Here is a 17,361-nt window from a genome sequence, read left to right on the forward strand (position 1 = left end):
CATGACCGCCGAAATGCACTTGAACGGGACTTCGCAACAGCTCAACGGCATGCGCCCGGCCTGGACGCTTGAGGAGGCACGGGCGATCTATGATTCGCCGTTCAACGACCTGCTCTTCCGCGCGCAGACGGTCCATCGTCAGAATTTCGACCCCAATCGCGTCCAGCTGTCGCGTCTGCTCTCCATCAAGACCGGCGGCTGTCCCGAGGATTGCGGCTATTGCAGCCAGTCGGCGCATCATGAATCCGGCCTCAAGGCCTCCAAGCTGATGGAAGTGCAGCGCGTCCTCGCTGAAGCCAAGAAGGCGCGCGATGCGGGTGCAACGCGCTACTGCATGGGCGCGGCCTGGCGCAGCCCCAAGGCACGCGACATGGATGCCGTTGTGGCCATGGTCGAAGGTGTGAAAGCGCTCGGCATGGAGACCTGCATGACGCTCGGCATGCTCGATCTCGACCAGGCGCAGCAGCTGAAGCGCGCCGGCCTCGACTATTACAACCACAACATCGACACCTCGGAACGCTACTACAACGAGATCATCTCGACGCGCAGCTTCGCCGACCGGCTCGATACGCTGGCCAATGTGCGCGACAGCGGCATCAAGGTCTGCTGCGGCGGCATCGTCGGCATGGGCGAACAGGCGCTCGACCGCGTCGACATGCTGGTGACGCTGGCCAACCTGCCCGAACATCCCGACAGCGTGCCGATCAACATGCTGATCCCGATCGAGGGCACGCCGCTCGCCGAGGCCGCTCCCATCGAGCCGATCGAATTCGTCCGCACCATAGCCCTTGCCCGCATCATGATGCCGAAGTCGCATGTGCGCCTGTCGGCCGGCCGCACGGCGATGAGCGACGAGATGCAGGCGCTGTGCTTTTTTGCCGGCGCCAACTCGATCTTTGTCGGCGACACGCTTTTGACCGCCGAAAACCCTGGGGAAGACAAGGACAGCGCCCTGTTCCGCCGCCTCGGCATCGAGCCGATGGAGCGCGGCGCGTAGTGAACGGACGAGCCTTGCTCGACCGCTACGACGCCACCCTGCGCGGGCTTGCGCGAAAGAGCCGGCTGCGGACGCTGAGCACCCGCACCGGGCTCGACTTCGCCTCGAACGACTACATCGGCCTCGCCGGATCGAAACGTTTGGCCGACGCTGTAGCAAGCGCGCTTGCCAATGGCACGCCGGTCGGGGCCACTGGCTCGCGGCTGCTGCGCGGCAATGACCCTGAGCATGAGGCGCTGGAAGCCAACGCCGCCAGCTTCTTCGGCACCGAGCGCGCGCTGTTTTTCGGCGGCGGCTACATCGCCAATTTCGCCGTGCTGACGACGCTGCCGCAAAAGGGCGATCTGATCGTTCTGGATGAGTTGATCCACGCCAGCGCCCATGAGGGCGCCCGCGCCGGCCGTGCCGAAATGGTGGAGGCCAAGCATGACGATCCCGAAGCAGTCGAGGATGCGATCCGCACCTGGCGAGCGAACGGCGGTATGGGACGACCCTGGATCGTCGCCGAAAGCCTCTACAGCATGGATGGCGATATTGCGCCGCTGCACGAGCTGATGGCCGTTGCCGACAAGCATGACGCCTTCCTGTTCGTCGACGAGGCGCATGCCACCGGCGTCTACGGGCCTCAGGGGCGCGGATTGGCGCATGACCTCGAAGGCCGCGACAATATCGTGGTGCTGCACACCTGCGGCAAGGCACTTGGCGGTTCAGGCGCACTGGTCACAGCGCCAGCAACGCTCGCCGACTACATCGTCAACCGCTGCCGGCCCTTCATCTATGCCACGGCACCTTCGCCGCTGATGGCGGTCGCGGCGATGGAAGCGCTCGATATGCTCGCCGACGAGCCTGAGCGGCGCGAAAAACTAACCCGGCTTGTGGCATTGGCCGGAGCGAAGACCGAGGCCATCGGCCTCAAGCCAAGCGGCTCGCAGATATTGCCGATCATCGTCGGTGACAATGGCCGTGCCATGGCGCTCGCCGAGGCACTTCAGAAGCGCGGATTCGACGTGCGCGGCATCCGCCCACCAACAGTGCCCGAAGGCACAGCACGGCTCAGGATTTCGCTTACCCTCAACGTCAGCGAGGTGGATGTTTCGGCACTGTTCGACGCGCTCGCCGAGGAATGGAAGCGATGAGCAACACCATCATCGTCACCGGCACCGACACCGGCATCGGCAAGACCGTGTTTTCGGCCGGGCTCGCCGGCCTGCTCGATGGCGTCTACTGGAAGCCGGTACAGTCGGGCATTGAAGACGAGACCGACAGCGAAATCGTCGCGCGGCTTTCCGGCCTGCCTGCCGGGCGCATCCTGCCCGAAGCCTATCGCCTCAACGCACCGCTGTCGCCGCATCGCGCCGCCGAACTGGATGGCGTCGAGATCGACTTTGGCAAGCTCGCATTGCCAGCCACCCAAAGCCTGCTCATCGTCGAAGGCGCCGGCGGCTTGATGGTGCCGGTCAACAGGCAAACGCTGTTCATCGAAATCTTTGCCCGCTGGCAAGCACCGGTGGTGCTGTGTGCCCGCACCGGGCTCGGCACGATCAACCACACGCTGCTTTCGATCGAAGCGCTGCGCGCCCGCGCCATCCCGTTGCTCGGCGTGGTCTTCATCGGCGACGAGATGGCGGACAGCCAGCGGACGATTGCCGAGATGGGCAAGGTCCGCGTGCTCGGCCGCCTGCCCTGGCTCGACCCGCTGCCCCCTGATGGGCTGGCCGAGGCTATGCGCGCGAACTTCAACGCCGCCGATTTCCTGGAAGCCAAGCCATGAGCCGTTCCGCCGTCTGGCATCCTTTCACCCAGCATGCCACCGAACCGGTGCCGCCGACCGTCGTGCGCACCGGGGGCGCCTATGTCGAGACGGCGGATGGCAAGCGCATTCTCGATGCGATCTCGTCCTGGTGGGTCATCACCCACGGCCATCGCCATCCCAGGATCGTCGCGGCGATCCGCGAGGCGACGGAAACGCTCGACCAGGTGATTTTCGCCGGGCTCAGCCATGACCCAGCCGAGCAACTGGCGTCAGCCTTGGTCCAGATGGCGCCAGCCGGGCTCGACTGGGTGTTTTATTCCGACAGCGGCTCGACCAGTGTCGAGGTGGCGCTGAAAATGGCGCTCGGCTTCCACCGCAACAACGGCCAGCCACGCGCGCGCATCGTCGTCATGGAGCATAGCTATCACGGCGACACCATCGGCACGATGAGCGTCGGCGCGCGCGGGGTGTTCAACGCCGCATACGACCCGCTGCTGTTTGAGGTCGACACCATCCCCTTCCCGGCTCCGGGCCGCGAGCAGGAAACGCTGGACCGCTTCGAGGCGCTGACACGCGGTGGCAAAGCGGCGGCGCTGATTGTGGAGCCGCTGGTGCTCGGCGCCGGCGGCATGCTGATGTATCCGGCCCGGGTGCTGACCGAGCTCAAGCGCATCGCCGAGACATCCGGTACGCTTCTGATCGCCGACGAAGTGATGACCGGCTGGGGCCGCACCGGCACGATGTTCGCCTGCGAGCAGGCCGGGATTGCGCCCGACATCTTGTGCACCTCGAAGGGCTTGACCGGCGGATCGCTGCCGCTGGCAGCAACGCTAGCCACCGACGCTGTTTTCCAGGCGCATTTTTCGCAAGACCGCGCCAAGACCTTTTTCCATTCGAGCTCCTACACCGCCAATCCGATCGCCTGCGCGGCGGCACTCGCCAATGTCTCGATATGGCGTGACGAGCCGGTGGCCGAGCGTGTGGCAGCACTGTCGCGGATGCAGGCGGAGAAGGTTTCGCGGTTTCGCAACGACGAGCGCTTCGAGAACGTGCGCACGACGGGCACGATTGCGGCACTCGACCTGCGTGTCGGCAACGCCGGTTATCTCGCCGAGGTCGGACCCAAGCTGCGCGCTTTCTTCCTCGAACGCGGGCTTTTGGTCAGGCCGCTCGGCAATGTCATCTATGTGCTGCCGCCCTATTGTGTGACCTCTGGAGAGCTCGACGGGCTCTACAATGCCGTCGATGAGGCCGCCGACCTCGTGGGACGCGCCGGGTGATCCGTTCCGCGCGCATCCTCGGCTTCGGCCACCATTTTCCCTCGCGAAAAGTGCCGAACGCCGAGATCGAGGCCAGTCTCGGACTGGAAGCTGGCTGGATCGAAGGACGTACCGGCATCCGCTCGCGCTATTGGGTCGAGCCCGACGACACGCTATCTGATCTGGCGGCCGCAGCCGGCGACATGGCGCTCCAAGGCGCCGGAATCGACCGCACCGAGGTCGGGCTTTTGCTGCTCGCGACGTCGACGCCGGATCATCTGTTGCCGCCCAGCGCCCCGCTTGTCGCACACAAGCTCGGCCTCAGCTGTGCCGGCGGTGTCGACCTTGCTGGTGCCTGCGCCGGCTTCATCTATGCCATGACTTTCGCCGATGGGTTCGTGCGCCTGCACAACAAACCGGCACTGGTCATCGCCGCCAATATTCTGAGCCGTCGCATCAACCCGGCCGAGCGCGCAAGCGCTGTCTTGTTCGCTGATGCTGCGGGTGCGGTCGTACTTGGCCCGTCGGACGATCCTGAAAAGGGCATACTCGGCGCTTCGGTAGCGTCGGACGGTTCGGGCTACGGCCTGATCCAGATTCCCGCCGGCGGCAGCAGCCGACCGTTTTCAGATGAGCTCGACATTGCCGAGACACGCATGACCATCGCCAATGGCCGCGAGGTTTTCGTCAAGGCTGTGGAGATGATGAGCCGTTGTTCGGCGGAAGCATTGGCTGGGGCAAAGCTGGGTGCCGGCGACATCGCCCGCTTCGTGCCGCATCAGGCCAATGCCCGCATCTTCAATGCGGTCGGCAAGTCGCTTGGCATCGAGGACGACCGCATCGTCAAGACGATCGCCGACTACGGCAATTCGTCTGCCGCCACCATCCCGCTGTCGCTGTCGGTCGCGCATCGCGCCGATCCGTTCCGCCCCGGCGACAAGCTCTTGCTCGCAGCGGCAGGTGCTGGGCTCACTGGCGGTGCGCTGGTGGTGGGAATGTGAAACGGCCGGGCCGACAGGCGACCCGGCCAGATCAAGCTTAGCCGCGCTCGATATGCTCGACAGCGAGGAAGGCGGTCTTGGCTGCCAGCGACAGATGGTTGGCCGCTTCGACGCGCAGCGGCGTGTAGAAATGCTCTTCGTGCAGCATGTTGACCGTGCCAACCAGCTTGTCGGCGACGAAGACCGGCCAGTTCAGCACCGAGCCACAGCCAAGCGCCCAGATCGTCTCGTGATCGGGAAACACGTCGGCGATGTCCTTGATCGTATTGGCGACGAAGGGCTTGCGCTCGACATGGATCTTGTCGAACCAATGCGTGCGGTTGATCGGCTTGGTGCCGGAAACCGGATAGGCGTCGGGATGGCTGGTGTAGGTGCGGCCGGAGCGCTCATTGGCCCAATCGAGCTTCATGACGGTGAAGAGCTTCGCGCCGACAACGACGTCGGCCAGCGTCTGCAGCGCCTTCCACACGCCATCGACTTCGGTCGTGGTCGCAATAGCGGCATCGAAGGCGGCCAGCGCCTCGGCGAAATTGGTCTCTGTCATGTTGTACCTCTACTTCAAGTCTTGGGGTGAGCCACGCTGAACCTGGTCAGTTCGCGCGAATAGGGATCTGTCAGCGCGTTGCGCTTGAGCTGGTCGACATCAGCGATCTCGACGACACGGCCGTGGCGCATGACGGCAAGGCGGTCACACAGGAACGAAACGACCGGCAGATTGTGCGTGACCATCAGATAGGTCAGGCCCTGCTCGCGGCGCAGGCGCTTGAGCAGGTTGAGAATCTCCGCCTGCACCGACACGTCGAGCGCCGAGGTCGGCTCGTCGAGCAGCAGCATCTTGGGCTTGAGGATCAGCGCACGGGCAATCGCCACGCGCTGGCGCTGGCCGCCCGACAGCTGATGCGGAAAGCGAAAGCGGAAGCGGCGGTCGAGGCCGACAGACTGCATGACCTCGTCAACGCGAGCACCGCTGTCGCCAATGCCGTGAATGGCAAGCGGCTCGCTGAGCGTGGCGTCGACGGTTTTGCGCGGATGCAGCGAGCCGTAAGGGTCCTGGAACACCATCTGACATTGCTTGGCGAAACCCCGGTCGATGCCATGGCTGCGCGGCGCACCGAAGACCGAGATGGAGCCGGTCCAGCTCTTGGCCATGCCGGCAATCGCCTTGAGCACGGTGGTCTTGCCCGAGCCGCTCTCGCCGACCAAAGCGAAGCTCTCGCCCTCGGCGACGTTGAAGCCGATGCCGTGGGTGACCTTCGAGTCGCCGTAGGAGATGTCGAGATTGTCGATCGCCAGCGCGTTCATGTCGAAGCTCCGGTACGTTCAAGGACAGGAAGCTCATCGCGGCTTTCGTCGATGCGCGGGATCGAGGCGAGCAGGCCGCGCGTGTAGGGATGCTTGGCGTTCTTGAGCTCGCCGGCATCGCATTCCTCGACCACCTCGCCGCTGCGCATCACCAGGATGCGGTCGCAATAGGCCGAAACGAGATCGAGGTCGTGGCTGATCAGGATCAGGCCCATGCCCTTGCGCTTGACCAGATCGTCGATGATCTCGAGCACCTGGGCCTGGACCGAGACGTCTAGCGCCGATGTCGGTTCGTCAGCGATCAGCAGGTCGGGCTCGGGGATGAGCATCATGGCGATCATGACGCGCTGGCCCATGCCGCCCGACACCTCGTGCGGGTACAGCCCGAGCACGCGCTCGGGATCGTTGATACGCACGGCTTCCAGCATGGCGAGCGTGCGGTTGCGGATATCGCCGCGGCCAAGCTTCTGGTGGGTCAGAAGTGCCTCGGCGATCTGGTCGCCGATGGTCATGACCGGATTCAGCGAGAATTTCGGATCCTGCATGACCATCGAGATGCGGGCGCCGCGAACCGCGCGCATCTGCTTTTCCGACAGCGACAGAAGGTCGGTGCCGTTGAAGGTCATCTCGTCGGCGGTGACCTGTCCGGGCGCGCGGATGAGCCGCAGGATCGCGCGGCCGGTCATCGACTTGCCCGAGCCGCTTTCGCCGACGATGCCAAGCCGTTCGCGGCCAAGCGTCAGCGACAGGCCCTTGACCACGTCGACCGGGCCACGGGCCGTCGGAAAGGTGACCTTCAGGTTGCGGATTTCAAGCAGCGCGTTCATTGCCGATCTCCATGCTTGGGATCAAGCACATCGCGCAGGCCGTCACCGAGGAAGCAGAAGCCGAGGCTGACGATGACGATGGCAAAGCCGGGCATTGTCGCCACCCACCACTGGTCGAGGATGAAGGAGCGTCCGCGCGAGATCATGGCGCCCCACTCGGGAAGCGGCGGTTGCGCACCAAGGCCGATGAAGCCAAGGCCGGCGGCGGTCAGGATGATGCCGGCCATGTCGAGGGTGACGCGGATGATCATCGAGGACGTGCACAGCGGCAGGATGTGGTTGACGATGACGCGGAAGGACGAGGCACCTTGCAGCTCGACCGCCGCAACGAACTCCGAATTACGGATCGTCAGCGTCTCGGCCCTGGCAATGCGGGCGTAGCCCGGCCAGGTGGCGATCGCGATGGCGATGATGGCGTTCTGGATGCCGGGTCCAAGCGCCGCGACAAAGGCCAACGCCAGGATCAGCTTGGGCATCGACAGGAAGATGTCGGTGATGCCCATCAGGATGCGGTCGGTCCAGCCGCCGAAATAACCGGCGACAGCACCGATCACCAGGCCGACGGGAGCTGCAAGAACAGCCACGAGCGCCACGATCATCAGCGTGATGCGCGCGCCATAGACGACGCGGCTCCAGATGTCGCGGCCGAGCTCGTCGGTGCCCATCCAGTTTTCCCAGCTCGGCGGCTTGAGCCGCATGGCGAGATCCTGGCCGATCGGCGAATGGGTCGCGATCCACGGCGCAAACAGCGCCACCAGGATGAGGGTCATCACGATGATTGCGCCGACCATGGCCAAGGGATTGCGCGCAAGGGCACGGCTCAGGCGATAGCTGCGGCCGAGCCGGGCCTGCAGGCGCGAGGACGGCGAATCGTCGAGGAGCCAATCACGTGTCGTCGCCATCAGCGTGCCCTCGGGTCGAGGACGCGGTAGAGCACGTCCGAAATCTTGTTGATGCCGATGAAGACGGCGCCGATCACCAGCGTGGCGCCCAGGACGGCGTTCATGTCGGCATTGAGCAGTGCCGTGGTCAGGTAGTTGCCGATGCCGGGCCAGGAGAACACGGTCTCGATCATCACCGAGCCCTCAAGCAGGCCGGCATAAGACAGGCCGATGACTGTGATGAGCGGCACCAAGATCGGCCGGAAGGCGTGGCGCCACAGCACCAGCCGCTCCGACACGCCTTTGACGCGGGCTGTGGTGACATATTCCTGCGCCAGCTGGTCGAGCATGAAGGAACGCGTCATGCGGGCGATGTAGGCCAAGCTGAAGAAGCCGAGCACCGCAGCCGGCAGGGCGATATGGGTCAAGGCGTTGAAGAAGATTTCGGTTTCCCCTGCGAGCAGGGAGTCGATCAAAACAAGCCCGGTGACCGGCCTGACGATGCCATCATAGAAGATGTCGAGCCGCCCCGGTCCGCCAACCCACTGCAGCTTGGCGTAAAACAGCGCCAGGCCGACAAGGCCGAGCCAGAAGGCCGGGACCGAATAACCGAGCAGGCCAACGACGCGGATCACCTGATCGAGCAGGCTGCCCTGGCGGCTAGCGGCGTAGACGCCCATCGGCACGCCAAGCAGCACACCGATCATGATGCCAAGCGTCGCCATCTCGAGCGTCGCCGGGAATACCCGCTTGAGGTCTTCGACCACCGGCTTGCCGGTCGAAACCGACATGCCAAGATCGCCAGTCAGAACATTGCCGACATAGTGGAAGAACTGGACGATCAGCGGCTTGTCGAGCCCCATCTCGATGCGCGCGGCCTCATAGACGGCGCGCGGGGCGCGGTCACCGACAACCGCAAGCACCGGATCGATCGGCACCACACGGCCAATGAAGAAGGTGATGGCAAGCAGGCCAAGGAAGGTGAACGCGATGGCGATCAGGAAGCCCAGCACGCCTTTCAGTGTTTTCCAGGCATGCCGCGCATTGCGCGACGAGCCGCTGGGCCCTGTTGGAAGCGCCTGTGCGGCGGAGTCGGTTTCTAATGCCACGCGGTCTTTGTTCCCACCACATTGGCCGCACCGTCGATACGGCGCGGATGTCTTCTGTCACTGAAAATTCCGCTTGGACTATACAAATAATTTTGCTTAGATCAAAAAAATTTTGATGGGAGCGAAAAACTTGTCCTCAGCGGCCGGCAAATCTGCGGCATCGCGCCAGCCTAAAGTGGGCGCGCTGATCCGCGCGCGCCGCCGCAAATTGTCGATGACATTGCAGGAATTGTGCGACGCCGCGGGCATTTCGGTCGGTTATCTCAGCCAGGTCGAGCGCGATCATGCCACTCCTTCGCTTGGCACGCTCGCGCAAATCGCCCGTAGCCTCGAGGTAGGTGTGGATTATTTCATCGCCACGCCGAGCATGGAGGACGGGTTGACCCGTTCGGCCGAGCGCAACCGATTCTCGGTCGATGGCTCATCGATCGTCTACGAACGTATCGCCACCGACTTCACCGGCAACGTCCTGTCATCCTTTATCCTCAATGTTCCGCCGGGCTATCGCTCCGAGACGGTCAGCCATGAGGGCGAGGAAATCCTGTTCATTCTTGAAGGCTCGATTACCCAGCGCCTCGATGATCGAGAGATGGAACTTTCGGCTGGCGACAGCCTGCACTTCCGCGGCAATAGTCCGCATTCATGGTCCAACGACACTGACAAGTTCGCGCGCATGCTCTGGACCGGCACATTGCCGATGTTCAGGTCACGCACGGAGCATCCGGCCCTGCGCGGTTCAAGGGCCGACAAGAAGATAACGGGAACCAAAAAGGAGAGAGAATGATGAAACTGTTCAAGGCCGCGCTGCTTGCCGCGGCGCTGGCGATGCCGATGACGCCTGCAATCAGCCTGGCGGCGACACCGGCCGGCGTGCTCGTGGTGGCGCAAAACATCGACGACATCGTCAGCATCGACCCGGCGGAGGCTTACGAATTCTCGTCGGGCGAATATGTCGCCCAGACCTATGATCGCCTGGTCCAGTATGACGCCGTCGACACCAAGACGCTGGCAGCTGGCCTGGCCAAGGAATGGACGGCTGACGACGCCAACAAGACCATCACATTCACGCTGCGTGACGGCGTCAAGTTCACCTCCGGCAACCCGCTGCGCGCCGAAGACGTGGTCTATTCGTTCAAGCGCGTCATTGTGCTCAACAAGGCACCGGCCTTCATCCTGACCCAGCTCGGCTGGACCCCGGAAAACTTCGATTCCATGGTCAAGGCCGACGGCAACAAGGTCGTGCTCAAGTATGAGGGCGACTTCGCTTCGGCCTTCGTGCTCAACGTTCTCGCCGCCCGCCCGGCTTCCGTGGTCGACGCGGTGACGCTTCAGGCCAACGAAGCCAATGGCGACATGGGCAATGGCTGGCTGAAGTCCAACTCGGCCGGCACCGGCCCGTTCGTGCTCAAGGCTTTCCGTCCGGGCGAAATCATCAACCTCACCGCCAACCCGGACTATTTCAACGGCGCACCCGCGATCAAGGGCGTCATCATCCGCCACGTCGCGGAAGCCGCGACCCAGCAGCTGCTGCTGGAATCGGGTGACGTCGACATGGCCAAGAACCTGACGTCGGATCAGATCGCAACGATCGCCGGCAAGGACAAGCTGGTCACCGAGACCTATCCGCAGGCCGCCGTGCACTTCTTGAGCTTCAACCAGAAGGACGCAGCCCTGCAGCCGGAAGCCGTGTGGGATGCCGCGCGCTACCTGGTCAACTACAAGGGCATGACCGACACCTTCCTGAAGGGCCAGATGCAGACGCATCAGGCGTTCTGGCCGTCGGGCTTCCCCGGCTCGCTCGACGAGACGCCCTACACCTACGATCCGGCCAAGGCCAAGAAGATCCTGGCTGATGCCGGCATCAAGACGCCGATCACCGTCACGCTCGACGTCATCAACTCGACGCCGTTCACCGACATGGCGCAGTCGCTGCAGGCGAGCTTCGCCGAGGCCGGCATCAACTTCAACATCATCCCGGGCACAGGCTCGCAGGTGATCACCAAGTACCGTGCCCGCACCCATGAGGCGATGCTGCTCTACTGGGGCCCCGATTTCATGGACCCGCACTCCAACGCCAAGGCTTTTGCCTACAACGAAGACAATTCCGACGCCCACTACCAGTCGACCACGACGTGGCGGAACGGCTGGGCCGTGCCGGAAGAGCTGAACAAGGCGACCAAGGCGGCACTTGCCGAGCCTGACCAGGCAAAGCGCAATGCCATGTATGTCGACCTGCAGAAGAAGGTGCAGGAGAAGTCGCCGATCGTCATCATGTTTCAGGCCGCGACCCAGGTGGCGCGGGCCAAGAACGTCGAAGGCTACGTCAACGGCGCGACCTCCGACTTCGTCTACTACCGTCTCGTCAAGAAGAACTGACGAACAGACTGCTACCGGGACCGCTCCTAGCAGGCGGTCCCAATCCCTCCCCCACCTCAACTCCAAGAAGGCAGAGACAATGTACGAAGAGCGGATGGCGCGGCTGCGCGAGCGCATGGCTGAAACCGGGACCGACCTTGTGGTCGTCGGCCCCTCTTCGCACCTTGTCTGGCTTGCCGGCATGTCGCCGCATGGCGACGAGCGCCCGGTGCTGCTGATCGTCGCCAAGGATCACGCCGGCTTCCTGATGCCTGCGCTCAATGTCGACAGCCAGCGTCCCTACACCAAGCTGCCGTTCTACCCCTGGAGCGATGCGGACGGCCCCGGTACCGCCCTTACCAAGCTGCTCAAGGATTGCGGCGCTGAGCGTGGCAACCTCAAGATCGCCCTCGACGAAACCATGCGCGCCGATTTCGCGCTGCTGGTCATCGACGCCTTGCCCGGTGCCGCGCGCGGTTTCCTCACGGATACGGTGAGCTTCCTGCGCGGCCAGAAGGACGAAGCCGAATACGCGCTGCTCAAGATGAACGCCGTGCTCAACGACGGCGCCATGAAGGCAGGCTTCGCAGCCCTCAAGGAGGGCGTGACCGAGCTGGAAGTGGCACAGGCCATCCGCGACTTCTACGCCGCCAATGGCGCCAAGCCGGAGTTCACCAGCGTCTGCTTCGGCGAGAACGGTGCCTTTCCGCATCACCATACCGGCGATCGCAAGCTTAGGGCGAACGAGGCCGTGTTGATCGACATCGGCGGGCGCAAGGACGGCTATCCCTCGGATATGACGCGCGTTGGCGTGTTCGGCGAGAAGCCGGAAGGTTTTGACGAGGTTCATGGCGTTCTGGAGCGCGCAGTGCAGGCAGCGATCGCCGCCGCCAAGCCGGGTGTCGCCGCCAAGGAGGTCGACAAGGCCGCACGCGACGTCATTGCAGCCGCAGGCTATGGCGACTTCTTCCTGCACCGCACGGGCCACGGCCTCGGCATCGATATCCACGAGCCGCCTTACATCACCGGCACGTCCGAGACGATCCTGACTGAAGGCAACGTCTTTTCGATCGAACCGGGTATCTATCTGCAGGGCCGTTTTGGGCTCAGGCTGGAAGAGATCGTGATCCTGCGCGGCAATCGTGCGGAAGTGCTGTCCGATCTGCCGCGTGACGCGTTCCGCGTGGAGGCCTGAACCACGCTGGGCGGGCAGCCTGGCGGCACCGCCCAGCAAACCTTCTATCCCACCGACATTTCTGAAAGGGCTGTGGTTTGACCGCGGCCCTTTTTGTTTGATGCGTGCTTCGAGGCTCGCTTCAGGCTGATTTGCCCAGCCACCGCCCCAAAAAAGAAAAGCCGGGCGAGCCCGGCTTTTCAATCATTACATCGGCTGTAGAGCGATCAGTTGACCGCGTCCTTGAGGCCTTTGCCAGCCGAGAACTTCGGTACCGTGCGCGCCGGGATCTTCACTTCCGCGCCGGTCTGCGGGTTGCGGCCAGTCGACTCTGCGCGCTGCGACACGGTGAAATTTCCGAAACCGACAAGCCGGACATCGCCGCCGCTCTTCAGTTCGCCGGTGATGACGGAAAAAACAGCGTCGACAGCGGACTGCGCGTCACCCTTGGAGAGCTTGGATGCCTCGGCGACGGCGGACACTAGTTCGTTCTTGTTCATTCAAATTCCCTTCCATGAGAAAACCGGGACATTAGACTCAGCCGGTAGGACACGGACTGTAGAAAAAAGTGCCGCCACAACCAAGTCGAAAAGGCTCACAAAGCCCGCAATTGCGGGGTTTTTCACATGAAAAAGCCGGGCGTGTGCCCGGCTTTTTCGTTTTTCAGCGCAACTTTAGATGCGACTTAATGAGCAAAGCCCTTGCCGGCATCGTCACCAGCATCCGACTTGGCCGCCGGCACATCGACCGGCTCGGTCCATTCGATCGGCTCGGGCATGCGCACCAGGGCGTGCTTGATCACCTCGCCCATGCGGCTGACCGGGATGATCTCCATGCCGCTCTTCACGTTTTCCGGAATATCCGCCAGATCCTTGGCGTTTTCTTCCGGGATCAGCACCTTCTTGATGCCGCCGCGAAGCGCTGCAAGCAGCTTCTCCTTGAGGCCGCCGATCGGCAGCACACGACCACGCAGCGTGATCTCGCCGGTCATCGCGATATCGGCCTTGACCGGGATACCGGTCATTACCGAGACGATGGCGGTCGCCATTCCAACGCCAGCCGAAGGGCCGTCCTTGGGCGTCGCACCTTCCGGCACGTGCACATGGATGTCGCGCTTGTCGAACAGCGGCGGCTCGATGCCGAAATCGATGGCGCGGCTGCGGACATAAGATGCCGCCGCCGAGATCGACTCCTTCATGACCTCGCGCAGGTTGCCCGTAACGGTCATGCGGCCCTTGCCGGGCATCATCACACCTTCGATCGTCAGCAACTCGCCGCCGACCTCTGTCCAGGCAAGACCCGTAACCACGCCGACCTGATCGTCGGCCTCGACCTGGCCGAAGCGATAACGCGGCACGCCGAGATACTCGTCCAAGTTGGCGGCGGTGACCTTCACCGACTTCTTCTTGGTCTTGATGATCTCGGTGACAGCCTTGCGCCCGAGCTTCATCAGCTCCCGCTCAAGGCTACGGACACCTGCTTCACGCGTGTAGGTCTGGACGATGCCGCGGATCGCATCCTCGGAGACAGAGAACTCCTTTGGCTGCAAGGCATGATCCCTCATGACCTTGGTCATCAGGTGACGCTTGGCGATCTCGACCTTCTCGTCTTCGGTGTAACCGGCGATACGGATGATCTCCATGCGGTCCATCAAGGGCGCAGGGATGTTCAGCGTATTCGCCGTCGTCACGAACATCACGCTAGAGAGGTCGTACTCGACCTCCAGATAGTGGTCCATGAACGTTGCGTTCTGCTCCGGATCGAGCACCTCGAGCAGCGCCGACGAAGGATCGCCACGGAAGTCCTGGCCCATCTTGTCGATCTCGTCGAGCAGGAAGAGCGGGTTGGACTTCTTGGCCTTCTTCATCGACTGGATGACCTTGCCGGGCATCGAGCCGATATAGGTGCGGCGGTGACCGCGGATCTCAGCCTCGTCACGCACGCCGCCAAGCGCCATGCGCACGAACTCACGGCCGGTCGCCTTGGCGATCGACTTGCCGAGCGAGGTCTTGCCGACGCCGGGAGGGCCAACGAGGCACAGGATCGGCCCCTTCAGCTTCTTCTGGCGGCTCTGCACGGCGAGATATTCAACGATACGGTCCTTGACCTTGTCGAGGCCGTAATGGTCGGTGTCGAGCACCTGCTGGGCAAAGTTCAGGTCCTGCTTGACCTTGGAGTTCTTGCCCCACGGAATCGACAGGATCCAGTCGAGATAGTTGCGCACGACGGTTGCCTCAGCCGACATCGGCGACATCGAACGCAGCTTCTTCAACTCGGCGTCCGCCTTTTCGCGGGCCTCCTTGGAAAGCTTGGTCTTCTTGATGCGCGCCTCGATCTCGGCGGACTCGTCGCGGCCGTCCTCGCCTTCGCCGAGCTCCTTCTGGATCGCCTTCATCTGCTCGTTGAGGTAGTACTCGCGCTGGGTCTTCTCCATCTGCCGCTTGACGCGGCTGCGGATGCGCTTTTCCACCTGCAGGACGGAGATCTCGGCTTCCATGAAGCCCATCGCCTTCTCGAGCCGTTCCTTGACGGACAGCGTGCCGAGCATTTCCTGCTTCTCGGTGATCTTGATGGCGAGATGCGAGGCCACCGTATCGGCGAGCTTGGAATAGTCCTCGATCTGGCTGGCAGCACCAACCACTTCGGGCGAAATCTTCTTGTTCAGCTTGACGTAGTTTTCGAAGTCGGAAACCACCGAACGCGAAAGCGCCTCAACCTCGACCGCTTCCTCTTCCGGCTCGCTCAGGATGAGAGCGTGGGCCTCGTGGAAGTCAGCCTTGTCGGTGAAGGACTGAATCTTGGCGCGCGTCGTGCCTTCGACCAGCACCTTGACGGTGCCGTCCGGCAGCTTCAGCAGCTGCAGCACATTGGCGAGCGTGCCGATGTCGTAGATGGCGTCCGGCTCGGGATCGTCGTCGGCGGCATTCATCTGGGTCGCAAGCAGGATCTGCTTTTCCTGACCCATCACTTCTTCCAGAGCCTTGATCGACTTTTCACGTCCCACAAACAGCGGGACGATCATGTGCGGGAACACGACAATGTCGCGCAACGGCAGGACCGCGAAGGTACCTTCGCTGGAAGAGCGGGATATTTTGGCCATTGTCCAACCTTTCATATCGCGGCCGCGCAGGGCCAACCGCGAATCTCATATTAACGACCATGGACGGTTCCGCCTACCGCCGATTACCGCGCGGCATTACAGCACGAAAGCCAACCCATCGCCTCTTCTCCGTTAGTTGGAGGTTCGCCGGGTAAACATCAAGGCCGAACACGCTGCCGTGTAGCAGACTAGGATGCGCAAACCTCCAAACGCCAAACGGCGCCGCTGGGGCGCCGTCGCTGGAGCGGTTCAAAGGGACACTGCCAGGGCTTAGGCGCTGACGTTGCCCTTCATTTCCTTCTGTTCGGAGTAGATGTAGAGCGGCCTGGCACTGCCGGTCACCACCTCTTCCGAAATCACCACTTCCTGGACGCCTTCGAGCGCAGGAAGCTCAAACATCGTGTCGAGCAGGATCGCTTCCATGATCGAACGCAGGCCGCGTGCGCCAGTCTTGCGCTCGATGGCACGCTTGGCGATCGCCGACAGCGCGTTCTCGTGGAAGGTCAGATCGACATTCTCCATCTCGAACAGGCGCTGGTACTGCTTGACCAGAGCGTTCTTCGGCTCGGTCAGGATCTGGATCAGAGCGGGCTCATCCAAATCCTCAAGCGTCGCCAAAACAGGCAGACGGCCGACGAACTCGGGGATCAGGCCAAACTTCAGCAAATCCTCCGGCTCGACGAGGCGGAAGACTTCACCACTGCGCCGGTCTTCAGGCGAAGCCACTGTGGCGCCAAAGCCGATCGAGGTCTTGCGGCCGCGATCCGAGATGATCTTGTCGAGGCCGGCAAAGGCGCCACCGCAGATGAACAGGATGTTGGCGGTGTCGACCTGCAGGAACTCCTGCTGCGGGTGCTTGCGGCCGCCCTGAGGCGGCACGGAAGCGACGGTGCCTTCCATGATCTTCAGCAATGCCTGCTGGACGCCCTCGCCCGACACGTCGCGGGTGATCGAGGGGTTGTCCGACTTGCGCGAGATCTTGTCGATTTCGTCGATGTAGACGATGCCGCGCTGGGCGCGTTCGACATTGTAGTCGGCCGACTGCAGCAGCTTGAGGATGATATTTTCGACGTCCTCGCCGACATAACCGGCTTCGGTCAGCGTCGTTGCGTCCGCCATGGTGAACGGCACGTCGATGATGCGCGCAAGCGTCTGCGCAAGCAGCGTCTTGCCGCAGCCCGTCGGGCCGATCAGCAGGATGTTCGACTTCGACAGCTCGACGTCGTTGCTCTTCGAGGCATGCGCGAGGCGCTTGTAGTGGTTGTGGACGGCCACCGACAGCACGCGCTTGGCGTAGGGCTGACCAATGACATAGTCGTCCAGAACCTTGAGGATTTCCTGCGGTGTGGGCACGCCCTCGCGCGACTTCACCATCGAGGTCTTATTTTCCTCGCGGATGATGTCCATGCACAGTTCGACGCACTCATCGCAGATGAAGACGGTCGGACCGGCTATGAGTTTGCGTACCTCATGCTGGCTCTTGCCGCAGAACGAGCAATAGAGCGTGTTCTTGGAGTCGCCACCGCCGTTGCTGACCTTGCTCATCTTGTCCAAGTCCTTTCACTGCTGCCCGGCCGCTGGTCTGGCGTGTGGGCGCATATGC

Annotated in this window: 16 protein-coding genes; 8 read left to right on the plus strand and 8 right to left on the minus strand. The window is 62.9% G+C overall.

Annotated features, from left to right (window positions below; all coding sequences use genetic code 11):
* Window position 1: 1 nt before the first annotated feature.
* Genes bioB through bioZ form a run of 5 tightly spaced genes read left to right on the plus strand, consistent with a single transcriptional unit; the run spans window position 2 to window position 5,010 of the window.
* Window positions 2–997, plus strand: coding sequence for a biotin synthase BioB (gene bioB / locus AC1RTB_RS02775; RefSeq protein ID WP_492880340.1), 996 nt, complete (start codon window positions 2–4; stop codon window positions 995–997).
* Complete coding sequence (locus AC1RTB_RS02780) at window positions 997–2,133, plus strand: 8-amino-7-oxononanoate synthase (protein ID WP_492880341.1); 1,137 nt, start codon at window positions 997–999, stop codon at window positions 2,131–2,133. Before bioB ends, AC1RTB_RS02780 begins: the two co-directional genes overlap by 1 nt.
* Window positions 2,130–2,768, plus strand: a complete 639-nt coding sequence (gene bioD / locus AC1RTB_RS02785; RefSeq protein WP_492880342.1) for a dethiobiotin synthase — start codon at window positions 2,130–2,132, stop codon at window positions 2,766–2,768. The genes AC1RTB_RS02780 and bioD overlap by 4 nt, the downstream gene beginning before the upstream one ends.
* Window positions 2,765–4,030 carry an adenosylmethionine--8-amino-7-oxononanoate transaminase gene (locus AC1RTB_RS02790; protein ID WP_492880343.1) on the plus strand — a complete coding sequence of 422 codons (1,266 nt, stop codon included), beginning with the start codon at window positions 2,765–2,767 and terminating at the stop codon, window positions 4,028–4,030. The genes bioD and AC1RTB_RS02790 overlap by 4 nt, the downstream gene beginning before the upstream one ends.
* A complete protein-coding gene (gene bioZ, locus AC1RTB_RS02795; RefSeq protein ID WP_492880344.1) occupies window positions 4,027–5,010 on the plus strand; it encodes a 3-oxopimeloyl-[acyl-carrier-protein] synthase BioZ in 984 nt (327 codons plus the stop codon). Before AC1RTB_RS02790 ends, bioZ begins: the two co-directional genes overlap by 4 nt.
* Before the next feature lie 37 nt (window positions 5,011–5,047).
* Here the strand turns inward: bioZ and AC1RTB_RS02800 are convergent, their stop codons facing one another.
* The 5 genes from AC1RTB_RS02800 to AC1RTB_RS02820 are packed head-to-tail and all read right to left on the minus strand — an operon-like array spanning window position 5,048 to window position 9,033.
* The gene (locus AC1RTB_RS02800) at window positions 5,048–5,554 is read right to left on the minus strand and encodes a GAF domain-containing protein (protein ID WP_492880345.1); all 507 of its coding nucleotides are present in this window, start codon (window positions 5,552–5,554) and stop codon (window positions 5,048–5,050) included.
* Window positions 5,555–5,568: 14 nt separating this feature from the next.
* Window positions 5,569–6,312, minus strand: a complete 744-nt coding sequence (locus tag AC1RTB_RS02805) for an ABC transporter ATP-binding protein (protein ID WP_492880346.1) — start codon at window positions 6,310–6,312, stop codon at window positions 5,569–5,571.
* A complete protein-coding gene (locus tag AC1RTB_RS02810; RefSeq protein WP_492880347.1) occupies window positions 6,309–7,139 on the minus strand; it encodes an ABC transporter ATP-binding protein in 831 nt (276 codons plus the stop codon). The genes AC1RTB_RS02805 and AC1RTB_RS02810 overlap by 4 nt, the downstream gene beginning before the upstream one ends.
* Window positions 7,136–8,041, minus strand: a complete 906-nt coding sequence (locus tag AC1RTB_RS02815; RefSeq protein ID WP_492880348.1) for an ABC transporter permease — start codon at window positions 8,039–8,041, stop codon at window positions 7,136–7,138. Before AC1RTB_RS02815 ends, AC1RTB_RS02810 begins: the two co-directional genes overlap by 4 nt.
* Entirely contained in the window at window positions 8,041–9,033 is a 993-nt protein-coding gene (locus AC1RTB_RS02820; protein ID WP_492880639.1) for an ABC transporter permease, read from the minus strand. The genes AC1RTB_RS02815 and AC1RTB_RS02820 overlap by 1 nt, the downstream gene beginning before the upstream one ends.
* Before the next feature lie 226 nt (window positions 9,034–9,259).
* Here AC1RTB_RS02820 and AC1RTB_RS02825 point away from each other — a divergent pair, with 226 nt between their 5' ends.
* The 3 genes from AC1RTB_RS02825 (at window position 9,260) to AC1RTB_RS02835 (ending at window position 12,679) form a co-directional block, all read left to right on the plus strand.
* On the plus strand, window positions 9,260–9,913 hold the full coding sequence (locus tag AC1RTB_RS02825) for a helix-turn-helix domain-containing protein (RefSeq protein ID WP_492880349.1): 654 nt from the start codon (window positions 9,260–9,262) through the stop codon (window positions 9,911–9,913).
* Window positions 9,913–11,505: an ABC transporter substrate-binding protein gene (locus AC1RTB_RS02830; RefSeq protein ID WP_492880350.1), complete on the plus strand. Its 1,593-nt coding sequence runs from the start codon at window positions 9,913–9,915 to the stop codon at window positions 11,503–11,505. Before AC1RTB_RS02825 ends, AC1RTB_RS02830 begins: the two co-directional genes overlap by 1 nt.
* 79 nt (window positions 11,506–11,584) lie before the next feature.
* Window positions 11,585–12,679 (plus strand): M24 family metallopeptidase, encoded by a 1,095-nt coding sequence (locus tag AC1RTB_RS02835; protein WP_492880351.1) that lies wholly within the window; start codon window positions 11,585–11,587, stop codon window positions 12,677–12,679.
* Between the two features lie 206 nt (window positions 12,680–12,885).
* On the opposite strand, the gene AC1RTB_RS02840 is transcribed toward AC1RTB_RS02835, so the two are convergent.
* The 3 genes from AC1RTB_RS02840 to clpX form a co-directional block, all read right to left on the minus strand.
* Window positions 12,886–13,158: an HU family DNA-binding protein gene (locus tag AC1RTB_RS02840; protein WP_476786468.1), complete on the minus strand. Its 273-nt coding sequence runs from the start codon at window positions 13,156–13,158 to the stop codon at window positions 12,886–12,888.
* A gap of 185 nt (window positions 13,159–13,343) precedes the next feature.
* On the minus strand, window positions 13,344–15,758 hold the full coding sequence (lon, locus tag AC1RTB_RS02845; RefSeq protein WP_492880352.1) for an endopeptidase La: 2,415 nt from the start codon (window positions 15,756–15,758) through the stop codon (window positions 13,344–13,346).
* A 270-nt stretch (window positions 15,759–16,028) separates the two neighbouring features.
* On the minus strand, window positions 16,029–17,303 hold the full coding sequence (clpX, locus tag AC1RTB_RS02850; RefSeq protein WP_476787281.1) for an ATP-dependent Clp protease ATP-binding subunit ClpX: 1,275 nt from the start codon (window positions 17,301–17,303) through the stop codon (window positions 16,029–16,031).
* Window positions 17,304–17,361: the final 58 nt, after the last annotated feature.

This window comes from Aminobacter sp. GW821-FHT11F06 (genome assembly GCF_058808215.1).